Origin of the sequence: Bacteroides xylanisolvens (assembly GCF_018289135.1) — a bacterium.
In the GTDB taxonomy this organism is placed as follows: Bacteria; Bacteroidota; Bacteroidia; order Bacteroidales; family Bacteroidaceae; genus Bacteroides; species Bacteroides xylanisolvens.
This window is the reverse complement of sequence record NZ_CP072216.1, coordinates 73,776-85,394: the sequence shown is the minus strand read 5'-3', so window position 1 is coordinate 85,394 and position 11,619 is coordinate 73,776. Positions and strand designations below refer to the sequence as shown.

10 protein-coding genes are annotated in these 11,619 nt (G+C 41.8%); 6 read left to right on the top strand and 4 right to left on the bottom strand.

The genetic code is table 11. The features are described 5' to 3' along the window. Positions 1–130: 130 nt before the first annotated feature. The gene (locus INE92_RS00340) at positions 131–334 is read right to left on the bottom strand and encodes a hypothetical protein (protein ID WP_032811806.1); all 204 of its coding nucleotides are present in this window, start codon (positions 332–334) and stop codon (positions 131–133) included. 436 nt (positions 335–770) lie between these two features. Between INE92_RS00340 and INE92_RS00335 the strand changes: the two genes are divergently transcribed. The 4 genes from INE92_RS00335 to INE92_RS00320 all read left to right on the top strand — a co-directional run bounded on the left by INE92_RS00335 (position 771) and on the right by INE92_RS00320 (position 3,866). Further along, a complete protein-coding gene (locus INE92_RS00335; protein WP_004304743.1) occupies positions 771–1,085 on the top strand; it encodes a hypothetical protein in 315 nt (104 codons plus the stop codon). An 11-nt stretch (positions 1,086–1,096) separates the two neighbouring features. Beyond that, complete coding sequence (locus INE92_RS00330; protein ID WP_004304741.1) at positions 1,097–1,387, top strand: cell division protein ZapA; 291 nt, start codon at positions 1,097–1,099, stop codon at positions 1,385–1,387. Between the two features lie 123 nt (positions 1,388–1,510). Then, positions 1,511–3,046, top strand: coding sequence for a ribonuclease Y (gene rny, locus INE92_RS00325; protein ID WP_004313412.1), 1,536 nt, complete (start codon positions 1,511–1,513; stop codon positions 3,044–3,046). A 64-nt stretch (positions 3,047–3,110) separates the two neighbouring features. Then, a complete protein-coding gene (locus INE92_RS00320; protein ID WP_004313413.1) occupies positions 3,111–3,866 on the top strand; it encodes a copper homeostasis protein CutC in 756 nt (251 codons plus the stop codon). 102 nt (positions 3,867–3,968) lie between these two features. Here INE92_RS00320 and INE92_RS00315 read toward each other — a convergent pair whose 3' ends face one another. Then, positions 3,969–6,695 carry a transglutaminase domain-containing protein gene (locus INE92_RS00315; RefSeq protein ID WP_195436282.1) on the bottom strand — a complete coding sequence of 909 codons (2,727 nt, stop codon included), beginning with the start codon at positions 6,693–6,695 and terminating at the stop codon, positions 3,969–3,971. A 324-nt stretch (positions 6,696–7,019) separates the two neighbouring features. Between INE92_RS00315 and INE92_RS00310 the strand changes: the two genes are divergently transcribed. After that, on the top strand, positions 7,020–7,157 hold the full coding sequence (locus INE92_RS00310; protein ID WP_004301914.1) for a hypothetical protein: 138 nt from the start codon (positions 7,020–7,022) through the stop codon (positions 7,155–7,157). A 93-nt stretch (positions 7,158–7,250) separates the two neighbouring features. After that, positions 7,251–8,429 (top strand): C1 family peptidase, encoded by a 1,179-nt coding sequence (locus INE92_RS00305; protein WP_195436283.1) that lies wholly within the window; start codon positions 7,251–7,253, stop codon positions 8,427–8,429. 160 nt (positions 8,430–8,589) lie between these two features. On the opposite strand, the gene INE92_RS00300 is transcribed toward INE92_RS00305, so the two are convergent. Next, on the bottom strand, positions 8,590–9,291 hold the full coding sequence (locus INE92_RS00300) for a DUF4627 domain-containing protein (RefSeq protein ID WP_118218814.1): 702 nt from the start codon (positions 9,289–9,291) through the stop codon (positions 8,590–8,592). 59 nt (positions 9,292–9,350) lie between these two features. Beyond that, entirely contained in the window at positions 9,351–11,285 is a 1,935-nt protein-coding gene (locus tag INE92_RS00295; protein ID WP_195436284.1) for a heparinase II/III domain-containing protein, read from the bottom strand. Positions 11,286–11,619 lie beyond the last annotated feature (334 nt).

The window sequence follows — 11,619 nt, the reverse complement described above, 5'->3', positions numbered from 1 at the left end:
ATTATATCTTAATACTTTCCTGAAAAACATACCGAAGTTACAAAAGTTTGCTGAATAGTAATCTTTTACGATACCAACAAAAAAGAAGAATTCAGATTTATATAGTTTTGAATCATTCAATGCTCTTTCTCTATAATACGTCCAATTCTTCCAGCTCCTTCACTTTTCTTCTGTATGGCCGATAAACAAGCAGTTTGTAGGTGAATAGCCGCCCCTTCACCTGCTCTTCATCGTGAATCAAATCAAATTGCAGCCTCCAGATTCCACCATTGAGTAAAATTAGTAAAGCTATTTCGTAATTAGTTTCAACCTTGTTTGAAACTAAAAGTTTCAAGGCGGAAAACACTTTGTTTCAAGTAGCGAAACGAAGTGTTTCTCGGTGTGAAACAGATTGTTTCAAGCCTTGAAACTATTTTTGAAACTACTCGCTACAGGTGAAGAGATGGTGAAATTGTTACTCTTCACCCGCAAACTCCTTATTCATCGAAGAGACAGAGAAAAGGTGAAAGAAGAAATAGAAAGATTGAAAATAAATACCCAGTAGAAAAATTTAATCGATTTTGTAATGATTCAGAATCGTACAAAAATGAATGACAATTCATTTTCAATTACTAATTCGCATTAATTTAAAATATACCATAATATTATAAGCAGGCTGTATTTGCTTCCTATGCAATACTCTACTTTCCCCTCCGTTCATAGCTAATTTAGGCTAAAAAGAACATTTTCTCCCGAAAAGTTTTTGTAATATCAGAGTTAATCGTATTTTTGTGTACAATTTTGGTGTAGTGATGACAGAAGAAGAAAAAAAGTTATTGAATTCCTTTGAAACGCAACTACGGCATTTGATTTATTTGCACGATGAACTTAAGCGTGAAAATGCCGAGTTGAAGAAGCTTCTCGAAAATGAAAAGCTGAAAAACGAGAAGGTACAAGCTCAATACGATGAATTGGAAGTCAGCTATACAAACCTAAAAACAGCTACGGCAATCAGCCTTAACGGCAGCGACGTAAAAGAGACGAAGCTGCGATTGTCAAAATTAGTGCGTGAAGTCGATAAATGCATCGCTTTGTTGAATGAATAAGAAGAAGATGTATGAACGATAAAATAAAGATAAACCTGCAGATAGCAGACTCAAACTACCCGTTAACCATCAACCGCGAGGAAGAACAAATGGTACGGGAAGCCGCCAAGCAGGTAAATATCAGGCTTAATAAGTATCGGGAAGTCTATAAAAATCTGGAACCCGAAAAAATTATTGCCATGGTAGCCTATCAGTTCTCGTTAGAGAGACTGCAATTGATGCAACGTAATGATACCAGCCCCTATGTGGAGAAGGTAAAAGAACTGACAGAATTGCTGGAGGATTATTTTAAGGAAGAATAAATCCCGACTGGCTATTCGCTGATAAGAGATAAAACAACCACGCACTGCACAATATCCAAGCAAAAATAATTGCTTTGATATTTGGCGGTGCGTTTTTATTTATATACTTAAATTAAATGTAGAATGATAGCAATAATAGCAACAGCAATTGCTTGCTTCATCGTAGGAGGAGTCCTTTCATATATACTATTCCGGTATGTACTGAAATCCAAATACGATAATGTCCTGAAAGAAGCGGAGACGGAAGCGGAAGTAATTAAGAAAAACAAGCTGCTGGAAGTGAAGGAGAAATTCCTGAATAAGAAAGCAGACCTTGAAAAGGAGGTAGCATTGCGGAATCAGAAGATTCAGCAAGCGGAAAACAAGTTGAAGCAACGTGAAATGGTACTTAGCCAGCGTCAGGAAGAAATCCAACGTAAAAAGATGGAAGCCGAAGCGGTAAAAGAGAATCTGGAAGCGCAACTTGTGATTGTTGACAAGAAAAAAGAAGAACTCGATAAACTGCAACAGCAGGAAATCGATAAACTGGAAGCAATCTCCGGATTGTCTGCCGAAGAGGCCAAAGAACGCCTGGTAGAATCACTGAAAGAAGAAGCTAAAACGCAGGCACAATCATTCATCAACGACATTATGGATGATGCTAAATTAACTGCCAGCAAAGAAGCCAAACGTATCGTTATCCAGTCTATCCAACGGGTGGCTACGGAAACTGCCATTGAAAACTCTGTTACAGTATTCCATATCGAATCGGATGAAATCAAGGGACGTATTATCGGACGTGAAGGACGTAATATCCGTGCTCTGGAAGCTGCTACCGGTGTTGAAATCGTTGTAGACGATACTCCGGAAGCAATCGTTCTTTCTGCCTTCGACCCGGTTCGCCGTGAAATTGCCCGTTTGGCCCTGCATCAGCTTGTGACTGACGGACGTATCCATCCGGCCCGTATCGAAGAGGTGGTAGCTAAAGTACGCAAACAGGTGGAAGAAGAAATTATCGAAACGGGTAAACGTACGACCATCGACTTGGGTATCCACGGTCTGCATCCTGAATTGATCCGTATCATCGGTAAGATGAAATATCGTTCTTCATACGGTCAGAACTTGTTGCAGCATGCACGCGAAACAGCCAATCTTTGTGCTGTGATGGCATCAGAACTGGGACTGAACCCGAAGAAAGCAAAACGTGCAGGTTTGCTGCATGATATTGGTAAAGTGCCTGATGAAGAACCAGAATTGCCACACGCATTGCTGGGTATGAAACTTGCCGAGAAATACAAAGAAAAACCGGATATCTGCAACGCTATCGGTGCTCACCATGACGAAACAGAAATGACCAGTCTGCTGGCTCCTATCGTACAAGTATGTGATGCCATCTCCGGTGCACGTCCGGGGGCACGCCGCGAAATCGTAGAGGCTTATATCAAGCGTCTGAACGATCTCGAACAGCTAGCAATGGCTTATCCGGGTGTAACAAAGACGTATGCTATCCAGGCAGGACGCGAACTCCGCGTTATCGTTGGTGCAGATAAGATTGACGACAAGCAGACAGAAAGCCTGTCAGGTGAAATCGCCAAGAAGATCCAGGATGAAATGACTTACCCGGGACAAGTGAAGATTACCGTCATCCGTGAAACACGTGCGGTAAGTTTCGCTAAATAACGTAACGATTCAAAAGAAGATTCATATAAGGGCGAAGAAATTCGCCCTTTTTTAATACACGACTATGGGAAAGTATCAATTTGAGATTTGTACCAATTCAGTGGAAAGTTGCCTGGCCGCACAGAAAGGTGGTGCAGACCGTGTGGAACTGTGTGCCGGAATACCGGAAGGTGGAACAACGCCCTCCTATGGTGAGATCGCCATCGCAAGGGAAGTACTGACTCATACCCGCCTGCACGTTATTATCCGGCCTCGTGGAGGAGATTTTCTGTATTCGGATATCGAAATCCGGACAATGCTGAAAGATATTGAAATTGCACGGAAATTAGGGGCAGACGGAGTGGTATTCGGTTGCCTGACAGCAGAGGGTGAAGTAGACTTGCCAGCAATGCAGAAACTAATGGAAGCTGCTCAAGGGCTATCTGTGACTTTTCACCGGGCATTTGATGTATGCCGTAACCCGCAGAGAGCATTGGAACAGATCATCAAACTGGGATGTAACCGTATTCTGACTTCCGGCCAGCAACCTACGGCTGAACAGGGAATCCCCCTTTTAAAAGAGTTACAGAAACAGGCTGCCGGAAGAATCACATTACTCGCCGGATGCGGAGTAAATGAAAATAATATCGCACGCATTGCCGCAGAAACCGGAATCAACGAGTTTCATTTCTCGGCACGTGAAAGTATTCAGAGCGAAATGATATTCAAAAATGAAGCCATCTCCATGGGAGGTACGGTACACATCAATGAATACGAACGGAATGTGACTTCCGTGCGAAGAGTGAAAGAGACGATCGAAACTTTACACAAAAGAATATAGGTGACTGTTTATCTCCACTATATAATAAGAAATGATAATCATTCTTTTCCGAAAAAACGCATTAAGGGCAAGAATTAACGATTATTGTATACCTCCTCTTTTCTATAACCCATGTACAACTTTCATCAATTGCTCACCCAAACCGATTGTATATCCTTGAGAAACAAAAACTACCCTATTAAATGTATCTGCAATAATAAATACCGGCAGAATAGAATTGTTCAAATTCATAGCCTGCACTATTTCTTTGCGGATGCTGTCATCGACATCAATACCGTAGGTGATGGTAGACGGAAGTCCTTTAAATTCGTCGGCATTAAATTTCTTGTATTGTTCTTCCGAAGGGAAAAGAAAGACCATCTTACGCCCCCATTGTTCGAAGTCATTGCCCAAAGCGGCTATATCTCTTAGCGCATGATTGGTAGGTTCCTGCCCTACTCCAAGCACAGCTACTACAAAATAGCCACGTCCACAGGTTTGCAGGATACTCCGCTGTTCAGTGCTGTCAACCGGACGATAGGTCGCTTCCGAATTAAAATTGCCGATCACTTGCACCTGATCTTTGCTTTCACGCATCACAAGGTCAACGGTGGTTGTCTTACCGGGTTCTATAGTAAAAAATGTACTGTTGGAAAGCACCGCGCCACTTGCCAACCGAGTTCCGGTCACCATCATATAATAGCCTTCATCAAGCTCTCTCCCATATTTTAATAAATTACGCCAGGTAGTTCCATCCCCCATATCCGTCTCTCCTTCGTCATAATTAAGCAACTGGAATGTGCCGTTTTTAAACTTGGAAAGAGTGAAATGCGAATAATATTTAGGATCTTCCACAGAACGGATAGGCGTGTAAGTCGCTTGTAACACTCCCTTTCGAGACTGTGCAGCTTCTGCCGTATCGAAGTTGACATCTTCCTTTGCAAATTCTTCATTTAGAATCTGCACCTTTCCGGTCACTTCATCAATCCAGGCAGCGGACGCCCATCCCATGCTCCGGTAAGCTGCCACAAAAAATATATCACGCGACTTTTCATCAGCCACCCGTGCTTTCCATACTCCCATCGGAGAGATAGGAATCTGTTGGGAATTCAGTTCATTATTGATTTTAATCTCTTTTCTGCACCATTCTATTAATACTTTGGGATCACGTTTCATGCTATCGGGCACAGACTGGTACACTGTTTTTTCAATGGCTTCACGAAGTACCTTTTTATAAGGAGTCAACATTTCATTAGCTATACGAGGAGGATTGAGGTACATTCTTTTAAATAAATCAGTCTCTATCTTCTCCCAATCCGAGATATTAGTCAGCAGATGATCATTCAATACATCCAGAGTTACATCGCGGAGATCTTTAGCCGAAAGACTCTCTAATATCCATATAGCCCGTATTTCTTCCCATGAAACAGCGTCTTTCTCTTTTCGGATAGCTGAAAGGAAGTCTTTCAAGGTTTGGTGGTTTCCTCGCGAAGCAACCAGGAAGTTTACCAGTTTTTCTTTCTTTTCCGGTTGTAAGGTATTTCCATATAGTTGATCTATCCACTCTTTGGCCTGTTTTTCCGTCATCATTGTTGCTACATACGCATTGCGGATTGAATCTTCCTGCGCCATCCGCCGATCATTTTCCGCCCGTTGTTCGGGAGTGACTTCGGGAATATTCGCTCCTTCCACCGGAGGTACAAGATCCATTGGCAAGGAATAGGCTTCACCTTCTTTCCTATTTAAAGAGAGTTGCAATGCATCATCTTTTCCAAATGAGATTTTGGCATAACCAAATTGTCCGTTGCGGGATGCCCAAACCAACATATCTCCTTTACCGGCAGTCAGGCTGGCTTTCCCCTCTGCATCTGTATATTTCGTGGCTACTGTATAAAACTCCGCATAATTGTATATCTTAAATTCGACTTTGGCATCTGCTACCGGTTGACCGTCGGCATCCGTCACCGTTACGATAGCTTTGGCAGTAGGGGCATAATTATCAATCACATTGATTTCTGTATAATTCGGCGTCTCAAGCATAATCTCTTCCGGACCGTTGTAACGTCCGAAAACCTTGGTATGCATCAACATTCCCCGACTGGCAGGGGAATTAAACCATCCCAGGTTCAAAACCGGTTCCGGTTCACAAGCTCCAAAGAAGTACCAATGTCCATCCGCCCATGCTTCCACCCAAGCATGGTTATCATCCGTATGCGCCCAGCGGGGCGTATACACTTGCCGTGCCGGAATACCGACTGCCCGGAGCGCAGCCACCGTAAATGTAGACTCTTCGCCACAACGTCCATACGCTGTTTTGACAGATGCCAATGGTGAGCTGGTGCGCGCATCACTCGGACGATAGACCACTTTCTCGTGACACCAGTGGTTCACCTCTAATATCGCGTCTTTCATCGGCAGCCCCTTCACCCTGTCTTTTAGTTCACCATAAAACACACGACGGGAATCATCCAGATTCTCGTTATTCACCCGGATCGGCAGAACAAAATGACGGAACACTTCATCGGGAATCTCTTTGCCCCAAGGCATCTCGTCACGTGTCTGCTTCGACAGCCGGACATTCTCCAAGTAATAATCTCCCGGATAGTCCGTCACATCCCCTATCGGCATATAAGCGTAGAGAAACATCAATGCTTCGCGCTCGTACACTGACAGAGCGGAATCACCAAAGATCGCAAATAAATCTCCATGAGGAAGTGCCTGTTTTTTCTGCTCAAAGTCTTGAGCTACTTGATTCCGGTAGGATTCTTCTTTGAGGAAGTGAGCATTGTTACAAGCAAACAGTACAATCGACAAAATCAGGACGCACAAAAGATGGGTGAATGTTTTCATATAAGTGTTTGGTTTATTCTATTAATAAGGTTGCTGACTGACAAAAATAGAAGAATATTTTCTGAATACCTAGATAAGTACATAAAAATGTGATAGATAAGAATAATATTGTCATTGATGGGAAAATCCGGGAATTTTGTAACAGGTTTGTAATATAGACCGTGTTCGAACCCTTATAAAAAGAAAATTCAAAAGAAAAAGAAGATTTTTATGTTTTACAGCATATAATTCGAAAACAATTTGTATCTTTGCAGTGTTATTAGAGAAAACAAGATGTAAAACCGCTCTTCAAAACGTGGAGGGCAAAAAAAGAGGAAACAAATTATGAAAAAGAATGCAAATGAAAAAATTATGATGTTACAGTACCGTATTAAACGCTATCAAGCAATGGGAAATGGTGCCATGTGCCAAACATTAAACGGTAAACTTCAAAAACTGCTGTCACAGCAGGTTGCCATGTAAATAAACACACTAATTATAATAAATAGAGCGAGGAACTTTCGAGTATCTTCGCTTTTTTTATACATTTGCAGAAGAAAGATAATAAAACACATTATGAAAAAGCTATTTATGTCGGTTGCGCTCCTCTTATTGGTCGTAACCTCTTTTGCACAAACACCTGGTTATGAGTTCACAACCATTGTATCTCACCAAGCAACGCCTGTTAAAGATCAGGGTTCCACAGGAACCTGCTGGTGCTTTGCCACCGCTTCTTTCATGGAGTCGGAACTGCTCCGAATGGGAAAAGGAGAATATGATCTCTCGGAAATGTTTATCGTCCGCCAAAAGTACATGAATCAGATGGAGGACAATTATCTCCGTCGTGGTAAAGGAAGTATCGGTGAAGGAAGTTTGGCACACACTTTCAAAAACGCTTATAAGAAAGCGGGAATCGTTCCGGAAGAAGTGTACACCGGATTGCTAGGCGATAACAAAGACCACAATCACGGTGCATTGTCACGCTACCTCAAAGCATTGGTAGACGCAAATATTGAATCTAAAAAGCGCACTCCGCAATTTGATGCGCTTATTAATAATCTGTTTGATATTTATCTAGGCAAGCTTCCTGAAAAATTCACTTATAAAGGAAAAGAATATACTCCTCAATCTTTCACAGAAAGTCTGGGATTGAATATGGATGATTACGTTGAGTTGACTAGTTTCACTCACAAGCCTTATTATGAGACATTCTCACCTGAAGTTCCCGACAACTGGGAAAACCAGCCAATGTATAATCTTCCGTTGGACGAACTGATCGAGGCTATCGACTATGCACTGAACAAAGGATATACCGTATGTTGGGACGGTGACGTAAGCGAACAGGGTTTCTCTTTCAAGAACGGAATCGCCATCAATCCGCAAGTGGAGGATGTGAAAGATTACTCGACTACCGACCGTGCCCGTTTTGAGAAAATGCCAAAATATCAACGAATGGACGAAGTGTTCAAGTTTGAGCATCCTTATCCGGAAATCAACGTAACACCGGAAATCCGTCAGGATGGTTACGAGAAGTTTGTGACAACTGACGACCACTTGATGCACATCACCGGCATTGTAAAAGATCAGAATGGTACTAAATATTATATCACCAAGAATTCCTGGGGAGCGGAAAGCAACAAATCCGGAGGTTATCTGAATATGTCTGAAAGCTATGTACGTGCTAAAACAATCTGCGTGATGGTACACAAAGATTCTCTGCCTAAGGAACTGAAGAAGAAACTCGGTATTCAATAAATCGCATGAAATCAGTCCCGAAGGGAGATTGACTGTTTCATACATTTATTTATTCGGAACTCTCCATTATATTCATATAACAAAAAAAATAGGGCAACGAAGTATCACTACTTCACTGCCCTATTTTTTTGTTAACCTACTATATTAAATCCTTTGCTCTTTATTTCTTTTTCAATGTCACGTCGCTGATTTCTACAACGCCGCCTTTATTCTGGGAAAGAATAGCCACATAACAATCTTTCAGAATAGCAGCATCATCGTCTGTATCAGACACTTCCAAGTTAGCATTTGCTTTCTTGCTGCTAATAGCATTTACCACTTGCCCCATATCATAATAAACCACTACTTTAGTCCATTTACCGGCATCTTTAATTTTAAAATTGTACTGTGCGCCCGAAGCATTTGGTTGAGCATCCGCGTCATAGTCTCTACGCATGAAGAAAGTAGTATTGTACTTACTATTATCATTCTTTTCCTCATTGGTCTGTTTGATGTATACACTGACCGGAGTTCCTGCTTCTTTAGCCTTTGCATAGAAAGTAAGAACATAGATACCTTTGTCCAAACCATCGGTAATACGTTGTCCCAGGAAAGCTTTATACCAAGAGAGATTCTTTTCGGCACCGGAGTTATCCAATTTCATTGCATTCGGATATTTGGCATCTCCTGTTTCTTCCCAGGCAATAGTAGTTACTCCGTCAGCTTCATTATTCATGATAAACCACTCTCCTGCGGTAGCTTTGTTGGCATTAGTCACTTTAGTCTTTACTTCAGTGGCGAATTTTTCGTTTTTTATCAGGTTCTGCGCACTTACGCTTACTCCTGCAAGGACCAAAAACCCGGCAAATAATACTTTTTTCATCTTACTGTGATTTAATTGTTTATACTTTATTTTTTCTAGCTTTAAAAATCTATTTCATCCTACTTCACTTGTTGAATAACAAATCCATATTTACCAGTCACTTTCTTTTCTTCAGTCTTTAGTGTGATGCGGTAAATCTCTTTTCCCCATACGTTAGACAGGCGCGAATCATCCAGTTTAATTGTTTCCAGTTCGGCTTTAAACTGCAACGGATAGTTCATTTCCACCTTTTGTCCCTTTACTTCGATGCGGATTTTTCCGGCTGAAGGGAAAGTCACATTGCCCCAGGTTAAAAAGTTCATTTGATTAGGAACAATAGCCTCATCCAACGTATAAATATCACCAATAATAAGTTTTTTATCATCAAGAGCATAAGAGCGAACCCAGCTTTTCACTTTCGCTTCTGCCGGATAAGCAGTAGCTATATCCGTAGAGAACATCCGTTTCTTCTCATTGCAAACGGTATTGGTAGCTTTATACTCCTGCCCGAATTTCTGCGGTACTCCGTTAATCATCGGCAAGTTATGATAGTTGCTCTGCATCGTCCAAATGGTATAGCGGTCCTTGCCGAACGTCTGTTTGGTATATGTACCTACACCGGCATCAATAATCACAGGAATTGTATTTACATATAAAGAAAAGGTTCCTACATCGTTGTGGTTATGGCTTTCGTTATTAAATCCGCCTTTAGCGGCAACAAACATACCGTTTTTGTTCTTCATATAGCAGAATTCCGTCTCGGGATACCAGGTTACATCCGGCATATCATGTTTCGGAGTTGCTTTTGCCAGCTCATTACAGCAAAGTAGAGATTGAAGCGAACGAAAAGCGTCGTTGCCCATGGTAGCATACGGTTTTCTTCCTTTCAACAGGTATGCGGCAAAATGCATCATTTCATCGCTGTTTACAGCTTTACCGAAGCGATAGATTAACAAAGGATCGCCCCCGCCTTGTGCCGATGCATCAGCAAAATTCACCACCCAGCCATTGCCCACGTATGAGCGGGACATATATTCTCCCATCCGGCGAATCATCGGTTCATTGAACAGAGACAGTTTACCGCCTGTGCCATCAGAGAGTATCTGCAAATAGTCATAGAGCTTTCCGGCGGCATGTCCCCAGTAAGAGGTTCCCTCCTCACAGGCACCATCGGATTTCACGAAGTTGATAAACTTATCGACTGACTGCATGGAGCGATAAACAGCTTTCGCCAACTTATCCTTATTGTTCTCCATCAGTAAGAAACATTGCAGGGCATTGGAGTTACACCAGGGATTCCAGTTATTGATGATTTCTCCCGGTTTCCAGTTAAAAGCCATCCACCACATTTCGTCGTCGTTCATATACGGATCGAGAATACGTTCTTTAATTGCTTTACGCATTTGCAAGGATACCACAGGATTGATTTTGTCGAATGGTTTACGGAAGAAATAGTGTACCCAGGCCATTAAAGCTCCGTATCCGCCTGAACCGAGGTCGATAATCTGTTCGCGGAAGTCGGGAAGTGAACGTTTGCTGCTCTGGCGGGGCAAGTGTGCGGATAGAACCCATGAATTCATTTCACAGCTCATATATGCTCCGTTCAGTAGTTGGTCGATAAAACGTCCTTTCCCTTCGGCCAGTTCGGCGAGCATCAAGGCGTTAAGTGCTTGGCGGTTGGCGTCATAAGGAACTTCCATTATTTTACGGTTACCGCTACGTTCGTATTCCAGATAAGCGGTGGCAGGTATCAGTTGCCATTTATAGTCGAGGAGTTTTTCACCGGCTTCGATGAGGCGTTGCTTATTGGGGCCCATCAAAGAATCCCAGGCGGCACGATCTGTATAAGCAGGATAAGGCACCCATGCTTGTTTCATTACCAACACGTTTTTTAACGTAGTTTCGTCTGCCGCTTTTTGCAGCATATTGCGTTCGGTGTAAGCGTTTGCCTTGAAAGAAAAACTTCCTAAAGCTGCTAGTAAAAGAACACAAAATAAATGTTTCATTCGATTCATGGTATTTTCATTCATTTAAGTATTGCAAAGATAACGTATCTGATAAAAAATGAGGTGAGTAAATCATACGAACCTGATGACAAAAAAGTACATACTTCAAAAATAGTACTCTTAATTGCTATATTTTAGGCTTTTAAGTCATTATAAGAACAAATTAAGTCATTGTAGAAACAAATCAAGTCACTATAAAAACAAATTAAGTCACACGGAAACCGGGTTTTCATTTCGGAAAAACAAAGATGCAGTTTTAGAAAACAGAGGCTTCCTTTGGAGAAAATAGAGGTTCTATTTATTCCAAACAGAGGCTCTGTTTAGGTCAAATAAAGGCTCTATT

What these genes read in the sequence shown, in the direction of transcription:
- INE92_RS00330 (WP_004304741.1), top strand. Translation starts at nt 1,097, where the DNA reads ATGAACGATAAAATAAAGATAAACCTGCAGATAGCAGACTCAAACTAC.
- rny (WP_004313412.1), top strand. Translation starts at nt 1,511, where the DNA reads ATGATAGCAATAATAGCAACAGCAATTGCTTGCTTCATCGTAGGAGGA.
- INE92_RS00320 (WP_004313413.1), top strand. Translation starts at nt 3,111, where the DNA reads ATGGGAAAGTATCAATTTGAGATTTGTACCAATTCAGTGGAAAGTTGC.
- INE92_RS00315 (WP_195436282.1), bottom strand. Translation starts at nt 6,695, where the DNA reads ATGAAAACATTCACCCATCTTTTGTGCGTCCTGATTTTGTCGATTGTA.
- INE92_RS00310 (WP_004301914.1), top strand. Translation starts at nt 7,020, where the DNA reads ATGAAAAAGAATGCAAATGAAAAAATTATGATGTTACAGTACCGTATT.
- INE92_RS00305 (WP_195436283.1), top strand. Translation starts at nt 7,251, where the DNA reads ATGAAAAAGCTATTTATGTCGGTTGCGCTCCTCTTATTGGTCGTAACC.
- INE92_RS00300 (WP_118218814.1), bottom strand. Translation starts at nt 9,291, where the DNA reads ATGAAAAAAGTATTATTTGCCGGGTTTTTGGTCCTTGCAGGAGTAAGC.
- INE92_RS00295 (WP_195436284.1), bottom strand. Translation starts at nt 11,285, where the DNA reads ATGAATCGAATGAAACATTTATTTTGTGTTCTTTTACTAGCAGCTTTA.